A 19,701-nucleotide genomic window follows, 5' to 3' on the forward strand; every position below is an offset into this window, starting at 1 on the left:
CACTTTACATTATAGAATTCACATATAAGATTTCCAGACCGCTATCGCAGGGCTTGCCAGTCTCGTAGGAGATGTTGCCGAGCAGCTCTGCAAGCTTCTGTTCTTCGCTACTTTCAGATTGTGGGCCGCTTTGCAGTGTTTGCAAGGCGGTTTGCAATACCTTGAGACCATCGGCTTCCGCTTCCTCCCACAAATCCCACACACTTTTCGTATAGATTTCCTCCTGTGCAGTAGGGCTGTTCCACTGGCCGCGGGCTTCGTTTAAATAATCGAGTGGTGCCAGGCGTTTGGCGTAGACGAACGGACTAATTTGTCCGAAGGTCAGCAGTCGTTTGATCCCTTTGGGATCGTGGAACAAGCGCTGCGCCTTAATCATATCGCGATAAGCATCATTCCAATCTTGACCGGTAACATGAGTAGTCAACTCGGGATAATGTTTGGCTGCGGCTTCAGCAAGTGCGGGCTCGATGCCAAGCGGAAAAGAGTCCCCGGCATAAATCTCTTTCCACAAGGGTGTTTCCCAGGTTTCCAAGCCAAGCATTTTCCGGACAATAAGAGTATCCATAATAATTTCAAAGCGCTGATGATTCCATTTTTTGAATCCAGATTTATAAAAGACATAAGGATGCATGTGCCGGTCCAAAATATGATGGGTAATAAAGCCAAGTACATAAAGCACTGCCGGATTATAAATACCTCTGCCCTGAACATGGCGTACAAGATCCATAAGAAAAGGCCCGCATTGCTTGGTGTGCATAGCTTTTCCGAGCTTAGCCATTTTGTCATCGCGTTTCCACGGCAGATAGTTGTGATAAAACAAGAAATCAGGTCCCTGGCAGCCCAGGTTAAACACATTTTTTAACTGCTTGTCATTCCATAGGGCTTCGTGACCAAGCTTGCTTAACAGCTGTTGGCCAAAAAGAAGATGTGTCCAAGTATTAGGCATTGTTCCCCCTCGATTCTTCTGTTTGTTCATTGAAACATATTCTAACATAAAGCACAAAAAAAAGAACGCCAGAAAGTGTGCCTCTCTGTGTTCCTTTTTCTGCTTATTTTCATCCTAGAATTGAATGCTGAATTCACAAGTTTCACGCGGATATAAAAGAGATTTTTTCGAATCCGTGCTGCTTCGCACTTTGACATGATCTGGGGTATATCTCTCAACGATTCCACATTCTACTTGAAAGTATACACCATGCTGGTCCAATGACCACACATAAACATTTGATTGAGTTAGAGCAGCTGTGAAAAGCTCAATATCAGATTCCAGCAATTTTGTCCCATAGATCATTATGTACACCCCTATAATTAAGTTAAGGTTCGTTTTTTAAAGTCATTAAAGTAGACAACATTAGGATGGAAGATATCACGAAAAAATAATCATAATTCTGAAAATAATAAAAAAACTTGTCGAATGTTACGATTGGTATCGTTATGATCAAAAATCACTATGTTTCGAGGAGGTACTTGTCAAATAAAACGAATAATGATACATTATGTATCTAGTGATTAAAGCTTGTAAAAACCATTTTACGAGGGGGATCCGGTATGAATCGCAAAGGCGCGAGATTTAAAAATCATTTGGATGAAAAAATCGTACACCTCCATAAAAATCTGTATATTAGTCCGGCTGATCCGCTATATTACGAGAAGGTCATCCGTTATTTGGATCCCCACTCCCCGGAAGCACATTACAAGCTGGGCGAAATGAGCCAAAAGGATGGAAAGCTGAAAAAGGCTTTATTTCATTATCAGGAAGCTTTGCGTGTCTACCCGTCCCCTTATTATTCTGCAGCAAATCGGGCAGTGAAAGAAATCGTAAAGCAAACTGTTAATGGCCAAGGCCAGGGTGCTGCAGAGACCGCAGTAGCTTTAGAGCGGCCGGCGCGTGCCAGACTTCCTTTTATTAAAACAATGATCATAGCACTGCTGCTATTGAATATGATTCTTTTGAGCTTATACTTTAGTGCAGATTCGATTTCTAAAATAGTGTCCAAGGTGATGCCGTGGGGAATAGGGAAGGATGTTACATACGAAGCGGTTGATATCCCATACGTGATGTACTTTCCAAATGGGACTGCAACAAATAAGATTGAATCTGCCTTGCATGAAAAAGCAATCAAGCTTGGTGCGGATCAGCCTAAGAGCAACATTCTGATTTATGGAGTCGCCGCTGCGATGCCGGAATTACAAGATAAGACGCTGCCACTTACGGATAATAGTCTCAAAACGAAAGCGTTTGTAATAGCTGAATATAATTCTTTTATCGATAACGCTGTGAAAATCCGTTTTTTACATGTGGATTTCCCAAAAGAGAGGCCCTTATCAGCATTTAGTACAAATTTGGTGCGTACAGCTCTCCAGACTTACATGGAGGATCATGGTGAGCCGCCTGAATCCATTAGCCTGCTTTTGCAGGATTATCCGAATAATTATTTAAGTTTCCTGCCTCTGGAATCGCGTTCTCATTCGAATGCAGTTAGAGCTGACTATGATGGGAAAGGCGGTTGGGTGTACAATGACACCTCTAGTGAGCTAAGTTCAATGTTTTATCCGAATGTTGAATTAGAGGCTGGGCTTCCCTATGAACCTGTTCAGATTCAGATCGTAAAAAGTGATCATAGCTTGAGACTTATGAGCGGTACTAGCCTAATCATGGAAAAAAAGGTTGGTCTGGGTGCTGGGGATCAAACCCCTGAGGCAGATTTCGTTGTGGAGGAGCGTGTTTTGAAGCCGCTCGGAAGTAAGCCGGGGATTTTTGGTGCAGCAGGCTTAGGACTTGGGAATATAGCGATTCACGGTACTAATAATGAAGGTTCCATTGGCAAAAATCTATCCTTGGGCTGTGTTCGGCTTCTGGATCAGGATATGGATGAGTTATATACTTGGGTGCCGATGGGAGCTAAGGTTCATATCGTAGATGAAGATAAAAACAGGGGTAGCATACACAGCTTGCCAGGTGGAAGCCATAGTATTAGTGAAATTATTCCTAATAAGCTTGCTTTAATAGAAGAAAGCGCCGGGACTAAAGTATTTGAATGGCTTGGTTGATTGGAGATATATTGGGTGTATTCCAAATAAAAATTTGTTATCCTTGAGCTCGAAATCCCATTTCAGTGAAAGGTTTTTTTTGCATGTTTGGGCAAAAGTATAATCAGGCAAATCCCATATATTTGCAAAAAAAGAAACCTGCCGTGGCTAATGCCAGAACAGATTCCTTTTTGCTGGAAGATTATTTTAAATTCTCAGGGTTGAGCTGTTCCAATTCCGGAATAACGAAGCGGCCATTCTTACGAATCAGAATTTCGTCAAAAAAGATGTCGCCCCCCCCATATTCGGGTCTTTGAATCAGCACCATGTCCCAGTGGACAGAGGAACGGTTGGTATTGTCGGCCCTCTCATAGGCCTGTCCAGGAGTGAAGTGGATGCTGCCATCGATCTTTTCGTCAAACAATATATCTTTCATGGGATGTTTGATATAAGGATTTAATCCTATGGCAAATTCACCAATATATCTTGCGCCTTCATCGGTATCCAGAATTTCGTTAAGACGTTCAGAGTTATTGCTAGTAGCTTTAGTGATTTTGCCGTTCTCAAAGTGCAGGATCACATTCTCAAAGGAGGTTCCGGAATAAATGGTCGGTGTGTTATAGCTGATTACCCCATTGACTGAATTTCTAACGGGGGCGGTAAATACTTCACCATCCGGGATGTTTCTAAGTCCAGCACATTTGACAGCAGGTATATCCTTAATAGAAAATGAGATATCTGTTCCTGGTGATACTAGTCTCACACGATCGGTGCGATTCATAAGATTGACAAGCCCATCCATGGCTTGCGACATTTTAGCATAATCCAGATTACATACCTGAAAATAGAAATCCTCAAAGGCTTCCGTGCTTTTACCTGCCAGTTGTGCCATAGAAGCATTCGGGTATCGCATGATACACCATTTGGTGTTGTTCACTCTTTCATTCAAAATTGGCCGCTGATAGGTGGTCAAATAGTGCTTCATCTTCGCATCAGGAACATCAGAGGTCTCGGTAATATTATCTCCACTGCGAACTCCAAGATAAGCATCCATCGCACGCATTCGAACGAGCTCGAATTCTGACCACTTAGCAAAATGCTCTTCCGTTGCCCCTAGCTGCAGGCTTCGGGTAATAACGGGATCGCGAAGCTCGATGAAAGGGTTGCCGCCTGCCGCGTACACCTCTTCAATCAAACATTTGGCCAGCTCGGGATCTTTGACACCAATCATTTCAATCAGAATGTTTTCCCCGGGCTGTAAATGCACGGAATAACGGATCAAATTTTTGGCAAAAGCAGCAATTCGAGGATCTCTCATATACGTATTCTCCCTTTAGTGGTATCGTCATTGTATAATGAATTATACCTTTATTTCCTGGGCAAGCGCAAAAAACGATAAGTCTTAGCTTATTTCGACAGCAAATGTTTGAGGTGAACAATGTAGATGAGAACGAAAGAAAACTTGGATGGAGTCGGATTGGTACTGGAAGGCGGTGGTATGAGAGGCGTTTATACGGCTGGAGTGCTTGACTATTTCTTGGATCAGGAATGGCATTTTCCATATGTGGTTGGTGTTTCTGCTGGCGCTTTAAGTGCGACTTCTTATATTTCCCGGCAGAGGGGCCGGAATAAAAAAATAACGATTGATTATGTGAGAGATGCCAGATATTTAAGCTACCGCAATTGGATTTGGCAAAAAAGTATGTTCGGTATGGATTTTATTTTTAATCAGCTTCCTAATGTTTTGGAGCCATTTGATTTCCAGGCTTTTTACAAGTCTCCGCAAAAATTTGCAATCGGCACAATGGATGCTTACACGGGAGAACCAATCTATTTTATGAAGCACGATTGGCTTGAAGGGATCATGCCTATTTTACAAGCTTCAAGCAGTCTTCCCTTCGTGGCACAGCCTGTACAATTCCAAGGACGAACTTTATTTGATGGAGGACTGGTGGACCCTATTCCCATAAACAAATCTTTATTGGACGGAAATAAACGGCATGTCATTATTTTGACGAAAGAATTAGGCTACCGTAAAACGCCCTTTAAGCAGAAATGGTTTGTTCAAAGTGTCTATCCGAAATTTAAAGGGCTTGCCGAAGTGCTCATGAACCGGAGTGTGATTTATAACAACACATTGGAAACGATCGAACGCTTGGAAAAGGAGGGGAAAGCCTTCGTGATCCGCCCCTCAAATGCTCTGAAGATAAGCCGCGTAGAGAAAAATGTAAGCAAGCTGCAGCTCCTGTATGATCTTGGTTTTAAGGATGCGGAGCGTGAAGGTCAAAGACTAAGAGAGTGGCTGATTGAAAATAATTAATGATTTTTAATGATGATTAATGATGTGAATAATTAACTGCATTAACAATTTGAGATCTATGTAGAATAAGGGAGTCTGCAATATTTTTATACTTGCATAAGTAGAAAGCATAGTGTATATTTCTGTTACAACCAAATACCTTAATCGGGGGCTTGATGAAGTCAGGCTGAGAGTGCGGACGTATACCGCTGACCGTTAGAATCTGATCTGGATAATGCCAGCGCAGAGAATGATGAAGATGTGCATGAGTTACATGTGTGCTTATGGTATACGATAGAAGACCGCCCGGGATTTGAACCCATGGCGGTCTTTGTTTGCTTACGGCTTTGGTAACAAAAAAGGGAGAGATTATCATGAAGTGGAAAAGAAATGCACTGCTGCTGCTGGTAAGCCTGATGGTGGTTTTGTCAGCATGCGCCAAAAAAGAAACAGAAGCTCCGGCTAAAGGCACCGAGACACCTAAGCAAACGCTGACGGATGTTAAAGTAGTTTTGGACTGGACTCCGAATACGAATCACACAGGCTTGTATGTTGCTTTAGACCAAGGTTATTTTGAACAAGAAGGCCTTAACGTAGAAATCATTCAACCAGGCACAAATGGCTCGGATGCTATGGTTGCTGCGGATAGCGCAGAGTTTGGTGTAGGTGTGCAGGAAGGGATTACGCTGGCCCGGATTCAAGGGCTTCCTATTGTATCTATTGCAGCTATTATACAGCATAATACTTCTGGGTTTGCATCGCCGCTGGCCAAGAACATCAAATCACCAAAGGATTTCGAGGGGAAAACGTATGGTGGATATGGTGCGCCTGCCGAGAATGCGGTGATTGATTCCTTAATGCAAATTGAAAATGCGGATGTTAATAAAGTGAAGTTTGTTAATATCGGAGAAGCTGATTACTTCACAGCAGTTAAGCGGGACATTGATTTTGCCTGGATCTACTACGCTTGGACGGGTGTCGATGCCGAGCTTAGAAATGAACCATTAAATATGGTCTATCTGACCGATTATACGGACAAGCTGGATTATTATACACCAGTTCTGACTACAAGCGAGAAGATGGTGAAAGAAAAACCAGAAATTGTCAAAGCCTTCATTGCCGCAGCGGCGAAAGGATACAATTATGCCATTGAGAAACCGGAAGATGCAGCAAACCTGCTCCTCAAGGCAGTACCAGACCTCGATAAAGAGCTTGTGATAGCCAGTCAGAAATGGCTAAGTCCTAAGTATAAGGACGATGCAGCTCAATGGGGCATACAAAAAAGAGAAGTTTGGGATAACTACGCAACCTGGATGCTCGATCACAAGCTGTTAGAGAAGGCACTTGATGTTGATGCTGCGTTTACAAATGATTTTCTGCCTGAATCCAAATAAATCAATCATAATCAAGGGGATAGTGAATATGGCTAATGCATTAGTAAGTATTCAAATTATGCCGAAAACGAACAATAACGAGGATGTCATTCCTTATGTGGACAGAGCTATTGAGGTCATTGCGAATTCAGGAGTGAAATATTTCGTTAGTCCGCTTGAAACGACCATGGAGGGGCAGCTTGATCACTTGCTCGATATTATCAAGCAAATGAATACGGCTATGATTGAGATGGGCAGTCCGAACGTCCTGTCTCAAATCAAAGTATATTATAACCCTGCTGGAGCATCTATGGATAAATTGACGGAGAAATACCGTTAATGAGTAAGCAAAGCTGGCTAAAAGCAGCATGGCCGCCCGTTGTGGTGGTTATGGTGCTTTTGCTTGTATGGCAGCTTGCAGCGATGTGGTGGCATGTTCCGGGCTGGCTGCTGCCGACGCCGCTGCAAATCATACATGAGGGAATCAATGCTTATTCCCGTTTATGGATGCATACCGCCTCAACGATCCAAATAACTTTAATAGGTTTTAGTATAGGCGTTGGTGTGGGGCTGGTGATGGCTTGCATGCTGCATATGGTTCCGGGGTTTAAGTCCGGATTTTATCCGCTATTGATATTATCACAAAACATTCCGACAATCGCTCTGGCACCGCTGCTTATCATATGGTTTGGATTTGGTCTATTACCTAAAATTATTGTGATTACATTAGTATGTTTTTTTCCAATTACGATAGCGACGTTGGATGGCTTTATGCAAACTGACAGACATATGTACAGCTATATGAAGCTGATTGGAGCATCACGGAAACAAATATTTTTCAAGCTTGAGCTGCCTAATGCTTTGCCCTTTGTTTTTTCAGGCCTGAAAATTTCAGCCACATACAGTGTTATGGGGGCTGTCATTGCCGAATGGCTTGGAAGCGGTGAAGGGATCGGGACTTATATGATGCTGCAAAAAGCTTCCTACCGGGCAGACCGTGAATTTGTTGCTATTTTTATTATCATTTGCTTGAGTTTATTATTTTTCGGGCTGATTACTTTATTGGAAAAGTTGATCATCCGTTGGAATACGAAGGCTTGAGGAAGGGGGCGGGATAGTGATGAAAAGCAAGCTGGAGCTGCGTAATATTAAGCATTCTTTTGAAAGCAAAAATAAAAAGGTGGAAGTGTTCTCTAATTTATCGCTACAAGTTGGCGCTGGTGAGTTTGTGTCCATTGTCGGTCCTTCCGGGAGTGGAAAAACGACCCTTTTTCAAATCATAGGCGGATTGATCCGGCCTGCTTCTGGCGAAATATGGCTGGAGGGCGAAGAAATAAGCGGGAAAAAAGGTCTGATCAGCTATATGCCGCAGCAGCCTGCCTTATTTCCATGGCGTTCTATTGAATCGAATGTTGTGCTGGCTCAAGAAATCACGGGTACTAGCCGGAGCCAAGCCTTGGAAGAGGCCAGAGAATGGCTGGGAAGAGTGGGGCTGTCAGGTTATGAGAAGGAGTATCCGCATGTTTTGTCAGGGGGTATGCAGCAGAGGGTCTCATTCCTCCGTGCACTGTTAAGTCCACGTGAGTTGATGTGTTTGGATGAGCCTTTTGGCTCACTAGATTCGCTAACCCGTCAGGAAATGCAGGCTTGGCTGCTCAGTATTTGGGAAAAAAATAAACGCTCCGTATTATTTGTTACACATAGTATCGAAGAAGCGCTCTATTTATCCGATCGGATTTATGTGCTGTCAGATAAACCAACGACCGTTCTAAAAGAACTTACCATTCCATTTCCGCGCCCCCGTCTTGAATCCGTAATGCTTGAGCTGGCCTTTCAACAATTGCGGCAGGAGATTTACGGAATTATGAGAAAAGAGCATACTGTGGAGAAAGTCATTCGAAAATAGGGAGGTAAACGATGATCTATGGTATCGATGCTCATATTCATTTAGACATGTATGAAATAAGCAGGGCCGTCCATATCGTCGAAGAGGCTTCCTGCGAGCATTCAAGGACTTGTAGCGGTATCCCGGCACTGGGATTCCAGCCGCTTAACGATAGGGCTAAAACGCCGTTTTCCGAAGCAGGTATTCGCTGCTTGCGGCTATCATCCTGAGCAGGATCCACCTACAAATGAGGAACGAGACGGACTTATTAGTTGGATCCTGGTACACCGGGCAGAGATTGCGGCCATCGGGGAAGTAGGGCTTCCTTATTACAAGCGGCAGGAAGCCGAAGAGCAGGGATTGTCATTTGATCTCGCACCCTATCTTGATTTACTGGAACGATTTATAGTACTGAGCAAAGAGATGAATAAACCATTAGTCCTTCATGCTGTATATGAAGACGCGGATTTGGCCTGTGACCTGTTACACAAGTATGGAGTAAGCAAAGCGCATTTCCACTGGTTTAAGGGGAATGCTCAGACGATCCAGCGAATGATATCTGCAGGTTATTATATCTCTATTACTCCAGATGTGCTCTACGAAGAGGAAATTCAATCTCTCGCGTCGATCTACCCTTTGGAGCTTATGATGGTAGAAACCGACGGTCCATGGCCATTTGAAGGTCCATTTGCTGGGAAAGAAACACTTCCTATAATGATTATGGACGTGATTGAACAAATCGCCTATATAAAGCAGCTCTCGGTTGAAAAAACCGCAGCAAAGCTTCTGAGTAATACACGACAGTTTTATGGTGTAGACATTTAATACATGAAATGAGAACCATACATTTTCGCAATGTAATGATTATAAGACCTTAGCGTTTTCCTGCCGAAAGGAAATGCTAAGGTCTTTTTTCTTTTTTCCTATTCGTCCCTTTTTTTGATTGCCCAAACCTTTCCTGCAACTTGGACATAGTATAATTCATTACTTGTCAAATGGAGATGAGAATAGGCCATGCCACTAAAGAGCCAAATAAGCAGCCGTGCAAAAATTGATGTCTTAATTCCTGCTATTGAGAAGGATTTAGGCACACTCCCTTTTGTAATTGATGCTGTGAAAAAAAATGTGATGCACCCTATAGGTGATATCCTGATCGTTAGCCCAAGAAGTGAAAAAATTATAGAACTTTGCAAAAGAAAAGGATGCAAATTTGTTGATGAAAATACGGTCCTCCCTATTACAAAAAAACATATTCATTATCGTTCAAAGAAATGGGATCGCTCTGGCTGGCTGTTTCAACAATTATTGAAGATGAGCGGGGATTCCTTATGTCGTTCCAATTATTATTTAGTCATCGATGCAGATACAGTGCTTATTAGGCCGCATATTTTTAGAACGAATGAAAAGACTTTGTTTTATTGCAGAAATTGGAGCCAGCCAGAATATTTTAAAACTTATAAAAAGCTGCTCGGAAAAAAAGCCAAGTCGTCATCATCCTTCGTTACCCATTATATGCTATTTGAGAGATCAAAGCTTGTGAAGCTGAAAAAGGCGATTGAAGCTAAACATCATAAGAGCTGGTATTCAGCAATACTAAAGAGTATTAACAAATCGAAGCAGTTTACTTTCTCGGAATTTGAAACGTATGGAAACTTTTTCTACTCCAAATACCCAGGCGGACTTATTCTAAAGAAAGCTTTGAACAAAAGCTTCAATATGAACGCTGGACAATTATCAAAATCAAAGATAAAGGTCTTATCTAAAAAATATAGATCTGTCTCTTTTCATAAACGTAAATGGTATGTAAGAAAAGCAAAGGTGATATAGTCATGGTCCCCAAATATCAAGTCACATGGAAGGGGCCAGTCAAAAAAGTTAGCGGTCTTGGCATAGCGAGCAGATCGTATGTTCGCGCATTAGAAAGGCATGGTGTGGAAGTTAGGACAGAAGGTTCCAGGAAAAAGCAAAGACAAGTCAAGGGCCAAAGCATGAAAAGGGTTTTAATTTATCATTATTTGCCTAGTAGCATGAACTTGAAACAGGAAAGGAAATACTTTGATCATATCATGATCAATACTGTATGGGAGACAACAAAAATACCAAAGCGTTGGCTCTCCAATTTGAACAGGGTGGATTCCGTCTTTGTACCTTCGACTCAAAATAAGCAAGCTCTTAGAAATAGCGGCGTTAGTGTACCCATCTTCATAGTTCCTCATGGCGTTGATACAGTAAGGTATATTCCTAGCAATAAGAAGCTGCGATTGCCAAATTCAAATGGCAGATTTGTATTCGTATCTGTTTTTGGCTTCCAGCATCGAAAAAATCCTGAAGCTTTACTAAGGGCTTATTGGGAAGAGTTTTCCGCCTCAGACAAAGTGCTGTTAGTGATCAAAACAAACGGATATGCCAAGTATGAAAACGAAAAATGGATCAAGATGCAAATCGAACGCTATAAAAGAAAACTCGGCATACGTAAGAAAACGGCTCCTGTTTCGGTTATAGGCAGACATCTGCACACGGAACAACATAAAGGCATCTATACGATGGGCCAAGCTTTTGTGCTTCCGACCAGGGGAGAGGGCGTCGGATTGCCTTTTCTAGAATCGCTGGCAAGCGGCGTTCCAGTTATTGCTACCGGGTGGGGCGGCCATATGGATTTCTTAACAAGCAAAAATTCATTTTTTGTCAAATACAAACTAAAAAGTCCAGCGATAAGTATGAACAGTAAACACGCCATAGCACGAAGATTTCGCGGATTGTTTGTACAAAAAGGGCAGCGCTGGGCAGAACCGGAGATTAGCAGCCTTAAAAAACAAATGAGATTTGCTTATAAAAATCCTGATTTATGCAAGAGTAAAGGGCGCCAGGGCAGACAAGATATGCTTCAGTATTCGTGGGACCGTGCTGGTCTTCTAATGAAACAGGCTGTAGAAAAGGTGATATCTAAACAATAAAGATAAATAGAATAGGTATTTACGAAGGGAGGAATAAATGTTGCATGTTGTTCTCCTATCAGGTGGTTCTGGTAAAAGACTTTGGCCGCTTTCCAATGAAATCAGGTCAAAAATATTTTTAAAACTCTTAGCAGCTGAGGATGGTCAAAAAGAGTCTATGATTCAAAGAATTTGTAGACAACTAGATTCAGTTGGACTGCTTCATTCCACCTTTATCGTTACACATCAAATCCAAGCTGAAATTACACAAAAGCATGTAGGTGACTCGATCCCAATTATCAGCGAACCCTATAAGAGGGGAACGTTCTCAGCTATTGCATTAGCTGCAAGCTACTTTCATTCCAAATTGAATGTGAGCTTAGATGAGCCGATATGCATCCTTCCAGTTGATTCATTCGTTGATGCTTCTTTCTTTCAAATCCTGCATAAGTTTCCAGAGATGCTCTCGCAATCCCATGCAGATTTAGCTCTTCTAGGAACTGTTCCCAGATACCCATCCAACCAATTTGGTTATATTGTACCACGATTTAATAATGCTACAGACTACTATTCTATTGCTAGTTTCGTAGAAAAACCTGATGTAAAAAAAGCTAGCCGCTTGATAAAGAAGCAGGCTTTGTGGAATTGTGGAGTATTCGCGTTTTCATTAAAATTCATGCTTTCTTATTTACAAACGAAGGGGCTGCCTGTTGATTATGAAGATCTGCTTAACTGTTATGAAAATCTTCCAGAGCAAAGCTTCGATCATGAGGTTGCAGAAAAAACAAGCCATTCTATCGTCGTTCCCTATCATGGAGCTTGGAAAGACTTAGGGAGTTGGGACACACTTACTAATCATTTAGACAATAATGTGATCGGATATGGGCAAGTTTCAGAGGATTGCTTAAATACCCATCTAGTAAATGAGCTTCCTTATCCCATACAGGTCATCGACGTATCTCATGTTATCGTTGCAGCAAGCCCGGATGGAATTCTTGTTGCAAGTAAAAATAAATCCAATCAGATCAAAGAAAAGCTGAATTTCTTTAAGCAAAAGCCTATGTTTGAAGAAAAAGGCTGGGGAACATACCGGGTATTGGATTATTCAAAGTCAGGTACTGAAACAGAGCCGGAAATGGAAACTTTAACAAAGAAAATGGAACTGCTTCCGGGGAAACATATTCATTACCATATGCATCTGAAAAGAAATAAAACTTGGACGATTATCTCCGGTTCTGGAGAGTTTATATTTGAGGATACAATTTCCGCTGTCAAACCTGGAGATGTGTTTCAAATTCCTAGTGGTGCCAAGCACGGGGTGAGGGCTGTTACAGCACTTGAATTTATCGAAGTTCAAATAGGCAGTCAGCTTTTTGAAGATGATAGTGTATCGATAGACAGAGCATGGTAAAACTTGATTCTTTATGCGGGCAAGCAGCCAGATTAAAGGCAGATGACAAACAGACCATTGTTGATGTGCACATAGCCATCCAGTGGTCTGTTTGTACATGTATGTCAGTAGAAGCTGGCGATTATGCGTATTGAAGCTGCTTTTCCTGTAGATTAACTTTAATGAGATGAATTCTCTTGCGGATGTAAAAGTCCAGTACAGCACCGGTTAATTCTTTCGGATTGATCCGGCCGTTTGTTTCATTATCGATAACGATGACAGAACCATCCCCAAAAAACTTGAATGTATAATCACAATAATCGCTTTGCATCTGATCGAGAATCTCGTCAATTTGCGAAGGCAAGAGATGTTCGCTGTTAGACAATGCTTTCCCATACCAATAATCTCGTTCTATAAAACGGTAATTGTGACTGATGCTCATCATGCTAACAACCTCCTTCACTATTGGGAACATTTGTTTGATTTTATTATACCAAACATTTGTTCTTATGGGAAGAGGTGTTCGTATGAAAAGTGAAAAAAATTCCCATTTCATGTTTGGGCATGAATGGGAATTTTTGGGTGAGCTTTCAAACAAGCGACGAAGCCATATGAGAGGCAATATGATTACCATGCTTGCGTCCCGTTTCGATAAAAATTTCATTGGCATCATATTTAGAGGAGGCCACTACACCCGCCACGTAAAATCCCTTGACATTCGTTTCCATCGTTTCAGGATTATAATAGGGGGCACCTGTTTCTTCATTAATATCTATGCCCAGAGAAGTCAGCAGTGTTCTGTCTGGCCGAAATCCTGTTAATGCCAAGACAAAATCATTAGGAATGTCCTGGATAACTCCCGCCGTATTTACACGTACTGAGCTTTCCGTAATTTCCTGCACTTGGGAATCAAACAACATGCGAATCTTTCCTTTATTCACCATGCTCTCAAAAATGGGGCGAACCCAGGGTTTAATAACAGATGAAATTTGTGCACCCCTATACACAATCGTGACCTCGGCTCCAACCCTCAGCAAATCCATTGCTGCATCGACTGCAGAATTACTCCCGCCTATAATAGCTACTTTCATTCCTGTATATGGGTGGGCTTCCCGATAGTAATGGGTGACTTTAGGCAATTCCTCGCCTGTAATACCAAGCAAATTAGGCTGATCAAAATAACCGGTTGCGAGGATTACAAATCGCGATTCATAACGGGCTGAACGTCCAAATCTGTCAACCGTGTGAACTTCATAATGCTGCTGGCGGCGCTCAACCAAGGTGACTTCTTCATAAGTTTTTATCGCTAAATTTTCACGAAGTGCTACAGTCCGGTAATAGACTAAGGCCTCCTGGCGAAAAGGCTTATCATTCGGAGTTATAAAAGGATATCCACCGATTTCCAGCAGCTCAGCAGTGCTGAAAAATTGCAAATGCGTAGGATACGAATAAATCGAGTAGACCATGCAGTGCTTCTCTATAACGAGAGGGTTTAAACCCGCACGTTTGGCTTCTATGGCAGCAGACAGCCCGCAAGGGCCTGAGCCAATAATAATGACATCATTCAAACTAAACAGCCTCCCAGCAAAGATTTCGAATTCATTTCTCTTTCTCCATAACCATCCTACCGCAAAGTTCTTGAAGATGCTACTAGGTGCAGACAGATCAATCAAGTTGGGTGTATATTAGGATGTATATTGGATGAATTAGATGAAGGAGTTGATATCATGATAGATGGACGCAATGCTCTAAAACCGGAAGTGCGTGCTTACCTTGACCGGATAGGCTACGAAGGTCCATTGGACGGTAGTGCCGCCGTACTTGCCGAACTGCAGGAACGTCATTTGCATACAGTCCCTTATGAAAACCTTGATATTTTACAGCGCATACCGTTATCCCTGGATATTCAAGCACTCCTTGGGAAAATTGTGGTTAAGCGCCGCGGGGGCTTTTGCTTTGAGCTCAATGCCCTGTTTGCCTGGCTGCTTCAGGAGCTTGGCTATCCTGTAACTTCCTTTATGGCCCGCTTTTGGAGAAATGAGACACAGCTCCCTCCCAAACGGCGTCATCAAGTCCTTCAGGTTCAGGCCGACAATGGCTTTTACTTGTGTGACGTGGGAGTGGGAGGTATAGTTCCCCGCCGCCCCATTCAAATGGCAGAGGGGCTTGAGCAGCAGCAAGGAGAGGAGTGCTACCGCTTAGAGCGTGATCCATACTATGGATGGATGCTCTGTGAATTATATAAGGGTCAATGGAATCAGCTCTATTCCTTCACTGAAGAGCCCCAGCTGCCAAAGGATTTTGTTATGGCCAGCTATTGGTGCGAGAATGCTCCGGATTCTATTTTCATTGGCGATGCTATGATTGCTATCCGTACCCGGGAGGGACGAAATACGGTTGCCGGAAAGGAGTTTCGGATCTTTAACGCCGATGGTGTACATGCTTTCATTCCACAATCCAAAGAAGCATACAGCGAAGCCTTGCGTACCTATTTCAATATTGAGGTTGATTTCATCTAAACAATCTGCGTTTAAATCTGCTTTAAAGGGTATAAGCTAGTATGGAGGTGTAAGAACTATGTTTGATGCACTTAACGAAAAGCTAGCTGCAGCCAGAGAGCAGGGACGGCAGCAACGGATATGGAAGCAGCGTTTGCTGGCTCTTGAAGAGGAACTGGTGGAGAGAGAAAATCAAGCTATACAGTGGGAACGGCAGCTGAACAAAGAGGAAAGCGATGTGGAAAGGCTGAAAGGAATGTCTTTTTCCAGGTTTTTCTTAACTATCAGGCAAAAGAAAGAAACGCAGCTTGAGCTCGAAATGTTGGGGGCAAAGCTTAAATACGAAGAAGTAAACCATGAGATTACTAACATTAAGGCAGAAATAGAAGCATTGAAAACCAAGCTGAGTGTGGTTCAGGACTGGGATCTGGAAGAGAAGAATGCTTTGGGAAATAGGGAAAAGCTGCTTCAGAATGGCGACCCTGGCGTGGTCAGGCAGCTTCATGAGCTGGCCGAGAGGAAAGCGGGGCTGAAGATATTGCTCAAGGAGCTGGCCGAAGCTCTGCAAGAAGGTCATATTGTCACAACGAAGCTTGACCTAGCCAAAAATGCTTTTTTATCATCCATACATTGGGATTCCCTGGATTCATCAATAGATGAGACGGCAGTGACACCAGGCAAACATGATGAGTTGGATGAAGCCATTGCACATATCCATAACGCTCAACAAAGCTTGGTGCGCTTCGATAAAGAGATGAGAGACGTACGTGCTTCCCTGACTATGGAAATGGATGCAAGCCCCTTTCTTCGTTTTTCTGACAATTTCTTCGATGGCTTGATCACGGATTGGATTTTACAAGGTAAAGTGCAGAGCACGATTGCTCAGATTGACGCCAAAAGCTCAGCTATCAAAACCGTTCTATGGGAGCTTGAAAATGAACAAAGCAAAACAGAAAACGAACTAGCTGTCGCGATAAAAGCGTATACCAGCCTAAGCCAATCTATCTAGCTGCATTCAAGACAACAATTATTTGTACGAATTTTCCTTTGGAGGTGTCAGCATGCAGGAACGAAAGCTTGGACGAATCGGGCATAACAGCTCTGTTGTTATGTTCGGTGCTGCCAGTCTAGGCAGTGTAAGTCAAGAAGAAGCGGATGCTTCGATCTCATTTGCCTTGGAGCATGGCGTCAATCATTTTGATACTGCGGCCAGCTACGGTGATGCTGAGCTTCGCATGGGTCCATGGATGCCGCGCATTCGCGATAAAATCTTCCTAGCAACCAAAACCGGTGAACGCAGCTATGAGAAGGTGAAAGCGGAAATTTATCGTTCTCTGGAAAGACTGCAAACAGATAAGCTTGATCTCATTCAGCTGCATGCGGTAGGAGATCTATCTGAGCTTGATCTTTGCACAAAAAAAGGCGGTGCCCTGGAGGCCGCAGTCGAGGCCAAGGAACAAGGAATTGTGAAAGCAATCGGAATTACCGGGCATGGGCATTTGGCACCATCAACACATATGGAGGCCTTGCGGCGTTATCCCTTTGACACGGTCCTGCTGCCGCTCAATTACTACTTGTATTCGCTTCCCGCGTACCGCGAGGCTTTCGATTTGTTTATGACGGTGGCGGATAAGCAAGGAGCTGCTGTCAGGGTTATTAAGGCTATTGCCAAAGGACCATGGGATGACAAACAAGCCCGGAGCTATGCAACCTGGTACGAACCGTTTGATACTCAGGAAATTATTGATGCATGTGTGCAGTTTGTGTTGTCCTTTCCAGGAATCAGCGGCTTTGCCAGTGCCGGGGATGTTCATCTTTTTCCGAAAATAGTGAATGCCGCCGAGCGTTTCGGTTCCATGAGCAGCGATGAGGCCCATCATATTCTTAGTGCAATCAGCGGCTATTCTTCACCATTTGAAGCTTCGGTCGTATAAAGGCACCGTAATAAGGAAAAACAAAGTACTTGAATATATATGATAGAATACGTTATACTACACAAAAGTGAATGATCGACCATTTGCCGATGAAGAGCATCCAACTCTGAGGCGTTTTCGTCAAGAGGAACCAAGGTTTCTCCTAAGCTAACCGGCCCGCCCGTTACAGCGGAACCAGAGAGGATCAGACAGTAGTCATACTGTCCGGTCAAGTTGGGTGGCACCGCGAGAAAAACGCTCCTCGTCCCATAAGGATGAGGGCGTTTTTTGCATTCTATTTTAAAGGAGCGCGGGAACATGCTGGATATCAAATGGATTCGGGAACATGGAAAGCTGGTTCAAACTGTTGCAGATCAAAAAGGAATAGCAGTCTCCATTGAGGAACTGCTGGTTTGGGATGAAACCAAACGCAAGCTGTTGCAAGAGGTGGAACACCTTAGGCAGACTAGGAACAAATTGGCCCTAGATATGAGTATATGTGTGAAAACAGAAGAACTTGAAATGGCAGAAGTGTTAAAAAAACAAGGTAGGGATCTTCATGAACAGCTATCCACTTTAGAGACTGAGCTGGCTAATACAGAACAACAATTTAATAAAGTAATGATGCTGGTGCCCAATATAGTTTCTCCAGATACACCTTTTGGTCGCTCGGATGCAGATAATAAGGAGGTCCGGAGGGAAGGAGAGCCGTTCAGCTTTCCTTTTGAATTGAAGGATCATCTCCAATTAGGGACGCTTCACAACATGATAGATATTTCTCGCGGTGTAAAAACAGCAGGAGCCCGGAATTATTACCTGAAGGGAGCTGGAGTTTTTCTGCATCGGGCTGTACAGCAGATGGCTCTTGACTTGTTAGTAAACAGAGGGTTTACGCTGTATGAGGTGCCCCTAATGGTGCGAACCGAAGCATTAATGAATACCGGTTTTTTTCCAACGGGTGAAGATCAGACGTATCGGATAACGGGAGAAGACAAGTGGCTGGTTGGAACCTCAGAGGTTCCGCTGATCGCATGTTTCAGCAATGAAGTCGTAGACGTATCCGAGCCAATCCGTCTTGCTTCTGTATCGACTTGCTTCAGAAGTGAAGTAGGCTCTGCTGGTAAAGATGTGCATGGCTTGTATCGTGTTCATCAATTTGCCAAGGTAGAGCAGGTTGTTCTTTGCGAGGGCGCTGTGGAGAAATCGGAGCAGCTTCTGCAAGAAATCACACAGAATGCAGAAGATCTCTTGCAAGCTCTTGAGCTGCCTTATCGTGTAATGGCCGTCTGTACGGGGGATATGTCGCAGAAAACCTATAAACAATTCGATATAGAAACCTGGATGCCGAGCCGGAAAGCTTATGGGGAAACTCATTCGTCTTCCAATCTTCTTGATTTCCAGGCCCGTCGTTCACAAATTCGCTATCGTGCAGCGGATGGAAAGCTGCGGTATTGCCATACCCTCAATAATACGGCAGTGGCTTCTCCGAGAATATTGATTCCACTGCTGGAGAATCATCAGGAAGAGGACGGAAGCATCCGGATTCCCAAGGCCCTTCGTCCCTATATGAATGGCATTGAGTGTCTTGAGTCAGAAACGGGGAAAGCGTGAAGGTGAACAGACGGAATTTCATTTGGGGAACAGTTAGTTCGCATGAATGAAGATTTGATGCTGAAACAGCTTGCATTTTTGAAATAGATGGTATAATTATGCTCAGTGAAACTAAATGAAAGGCAGGCGATAATATGAATGAATTCGGATATTATTCGATCATTTTCTTTCTAATGCTGCTCGCATTGGTTACGACAATATTAGTTGGGGTTTCCAAGAAAAACAAAGAGGGCAATCCGAACTATGATCAAAAGAAGTTGAAAAACATAACCCGGCTGACGATCTTCTACATCATTGCGATCGGCGGCGGATATGCTTTATTCGCTTACTATATGTACAATTAATAAAGAAAGACGCCTTGCGGCGTCCTTTGATGAGTGTGTTCGTGATGTGGGAGCGGCGTTGCGGAGGGAAAGGGTGTGGGCTCCAGCTGCTGTTAAAGAATTGTTCCCTTGAATGGTATGGATGAGGGGATGGAACAAATCTTTAAAGGCGGACGCTAACGCTCTTCCGCCCACACCCATTCTCTCTAGCTACAATCGCACGAACACCAAGCTCAAACGGACAGCCAGCAAGGGTTTTTCTCTTGATGGAGAAGACTTCCTAGCGATTGCGGGACTGGGTATGATGAATGCCCCGCCAGCGTGCGCAACCTAGAGGAACTGCTACTTTAGCGATGTTTTTCACATTAAGCATGCATTGAATCTGACATGAAATGTAATGAAGAATAATTTACTAAATAAGGTAAATTATGATGATGTTTTCATGG

At 43.2% G+C, this 19,701-nt stretch carries 20 protein-coding genes and 1 riboswitch; of the genes, 16 read left to right on the top strand and 4 right to left on the bottom strand.

Annotated elements, in window-relative coordinates:
- Window positions 1–4: 4 nt before the first annotated feature.
- Window positions 5–946, bottom strand: a complete 942-nt coding sequence (locus J2Z66_RS33350) for a zinc dependent phospholipase C family protein (protein WP_209977100.1) — start codon at window positions 944–946, stop codon at window positions 5–7.
- 602 nt (window positions 947–1,548) lie between these two features.
- On the opposite strand from J2Z66_RS33350, the gene J2Z66_RS33355 reads away from it, so the two are divergent.
- Entirely contained in the window at window positions 1,549–3,051 is a 1,503-nt protein-coding gene (locus J2Z66_RS33355) for a L,D-transpeptidase family protein (protein ID WP_209977101.1), read from the top strand.
- A gap of 181 nt (window positions 3,052–3,232) precedes the next feature.
- Here the strand turns inward: J2Z66_RS33355 and J2Z66_RS33360 are convergent, their stop codons facing one another.
- Window positions 3,233–4,348 carry an aminopeptidase gene (locus J2Z66_RS33360; protein WP_209977102.1) on the bottom strand — a complete coding sequence of 372 codons (1,116 nt, stop codon included), beginning with the start codon at window positions 4,346–4,348 and terminating at the stop codon, window positions 3,233–3,235.
- 126 nt (window positions 4,349–4,474) lie between these two features.
- Between J2Z66_RS33360 and J2Z66_RS33365 the strand changes: the two genes are divergently transcribed.
- From J2Z66_RS33365 to J2Z66_RS33405, 10 genes are all read left to right on the top strand, one after another.
- Window positions 4,475–5,350, top strand: a complete 876-nt coding sequence (locus J2Z66_RS33365; protein WP_245376031.1) for a patatin-like phospholipase family protein — start codon at window positions 4,475–4,477, stop codon at window positions 5,348–5,350.
- Window positions 5,351–5,484: 134 nt separating this feature from the next.
- Window positions 5,485–5,597, top strand: a riboswitch (TPP riboswitch).
- Between the two features lie 106 nt (window positions 5,598–5,703).
- Window positions 5,704–6,723 carry an ABC transporter substrate-binding protein gene (locus J2Z66_RS33370; RefSeq protein WP_209977103.1) on the top strand — a complete coding sequence of 340 codons (1,020 nt, stop codon included), beginning with the start codon at window positions 5,704–5,706 and terminating at the stop codon, window positions 6,721–6,723.
- Window positions 6,724–6,751: 28 nt separating this feature from the next.
- Window positions 6,752–7,042 (top strand): thiamine-binding protein, encoded by a 291-nt coding sequence (locus tag J2Z66_RS33375; protein WP_209977104.1) that lies wholly within the window; start codon window positions 6,752–6,754, stop codon window positions 7,040–7,042.
- On the top strand, window positions 7,042–7,803 hold the full coding sequence (locus J2Z66_RS33380) for an ABC transporter permease (protein WP_209977105.1): 762 nt from the start codon (window positions 7,042–7,044) through the stop codon (window positions 7,801–7,803). Before J2Z66_RS33375 ends, J2Z66_RS33380 begins: the two co-directional genes overlap by 1 nt.
- Window positions 7,804–7,822: 19 nt before the next feature.
- Entirely contained in the window at window positions 7,823–8,608 is a 786-nt protein-coding gene (locus tag J2Z66_RS33385; RefSeq protein ID WP_209977123.1) for an ABC transporter ATP-binding protein, read from the top strand.
- An 11-nt stretch (window positions 8,609–8,619) separates the two neighbouring features.
- Complete coding sequence (locus J2Z66_RS43905; RefSeq protein ID WP_312894895.1) at window positions 8,620–8,817, top strand: hypothetical protein; 198 nt, start codon at window positions 8,620–8,622, stop codon at window positions 8,815–8,817.
- Window positions 8,759–9,412 (top strand): TatD family hydrolase, encoded by a 654-nt coding sequence (locus tag J2Z66_RS33390; RefSeq protein WP_312894902.1) that lies wholly within the window; start codon window positions 8,759–8,761, stop codon window positions 9,410–9,412. The genes J2Z66_RS43905 and J2Z66_RS33390 overlap by 59 nt, the downstream gene beginning before the upstream one ends.
- Before the next feature lie 189 nt (window positions 9,413–9,601).
- On the top strand, window positions 9,602–10,414 hold the full coding sequence (locus tag J2Z66_RS33395; protein WP_209977106.1) for a DUF6492 family protein: 813 nt from the start codon (window positions 9,602–9,604) through the stop codon (window positions 10,412–10,414).
- Window positions 10,415–10,575: 161 nt separating this feature from the next.
- Window positions 10,576–11,541: a glycosyltransferase gene (locus J2Z66_RS33400; protein ID WP_245376032.1), complete on the top strand. Its 966-nt coding sequence runs from the start codon at window positions 10,576–10,578 to the stop codon at window positions 11,539–11,541.
- A gap of 37 nt (window positions 11,542–11,578) precedes the next feature.
- Window positions 11,579–12,931 (top strand): sugar phosphate nucleotidyltransferase, encoded by a 1,353-nt coding sequence (locus J2Z66_RS33405; RefSeq protein WP_312894898.1) that lies wholly within the window; start codon window positions 11,579–11,581, stop codon window positions 12,929–12,931.
- A gap of 121 nt (window positions 12,932–13,052) precedes the next feature.
- Here the strand turns inward: J2Z66_RS33405 and J2Z66_RS33410 are convergent, their stop codons facing one another.
- Window positions 13,053–13,355 carry a hypothetical protein gene (locus J2Z66_RS33410; protein WP_245376033.1) on the bottom strand — a complete coding sequence of 101 codons (303 nt, stop codon included), beginning with the start codon at window positions 13,353–13,355 and terminating at the stop codon, window positions 13,053–13,055.
- Window positions 13,356–13,500: 145 nt separating this feature from the next.
- Complete coding sequence (locus J2Z66_RS33415; RefSeq protein ID WP_209977108.1) at window positions 13,501–14,478, bottom strand: YpdA family putative bacillithiol disulfide reductase; 978 nt, start codon at window positions 14,476–14,478, stop codon at window positions 13,501–13,503.
- Window positions 14,479–14,637: 159 nt separating this feature from the next.
- Here J2Z66_RS33415 and J2Z66_RS33420 point away from each other — a divergent pair, with 159 nt between their 5' ends.
- The 5 genes from J2Z66_RS33420 (at window position 14,638) to J2Z66_RS33440 (ending at window position 19,276) form a co-directional block, all read left to right on the top strand.
- Window positions 14,638–15,429 carry an arylamine N-acetyltransferase family protein gene (locus J2Z66_RS33420; RefSeq protein WP_209977109.1) on the top strand — a complete coding sequence of 264 codons (792 nt, stop codon included), beginning with the start codon at window positions 14,638–14,640 and terminating at the stop codon, window positions 15,427–15,429.
- A 58-nt stretch (window positions 15,430–15,487) separates the two neighbouring features.
- The gene (locus J2Z66_RS33425) at window positions 15,488–16,417 is read left to right on the top strand and encodes a hypothetical protein (protein ID WP_209977110.1); all 930 of its coding nucleotides are present in this window, start codon (window positions 15,488–15,490) and stop codon (window positions 16,415–16,417) included.
- Window positions 16,418–16,469: 52 nt separating this feature from the next.
- Entirely contained in the window at window positions 16,470–17,342 is an 873-nt protein-coding gene (locus J2Z66_RS33430) for an aldo/keto reductase (protein WP_209977111.1), read from the top strand.
- 297 nt (window positions 17,343–17,639) lie between these two features.
- Window positions 17,640–18,932 (top strand): serine--tRNA ligase, encoded by a 1,293-nt coding sequence (serS, locus tag J2Z66_RS33435; protein ID WP_209977112.1) that lies wholly within the window; start codon window positions 17,640–17,642, stop codon window positions 18,930–18,932.
- A gap of 134 nt (window positions 18,933–19,066) precedes the next feature.
- Complete coding sequence (locus tag J2Z66_RS33440; RefSeq protein WP_209977113.1) at window positions 19,067–19,276, top strand: hypothetical protein; 210 nt, start codon at window positions 19,067–19,069, stop codon at window positions 19,274–19,276.
- The last annotated feature ends 425 nt before the right edge of the window (window positions 19,277–19,701 follow it).

Origin of the sequence: Paenibacillus eucommiae, from assembly GCF_017874215.1 — a bacterium.
Classification (GTDB): domain Bacteria; phylum Bacillota; class Bacilli; order Paenibacillales; family NBRC-103111; genus Paenibacillus_AI; species Paenibacillus_AI eucommiae.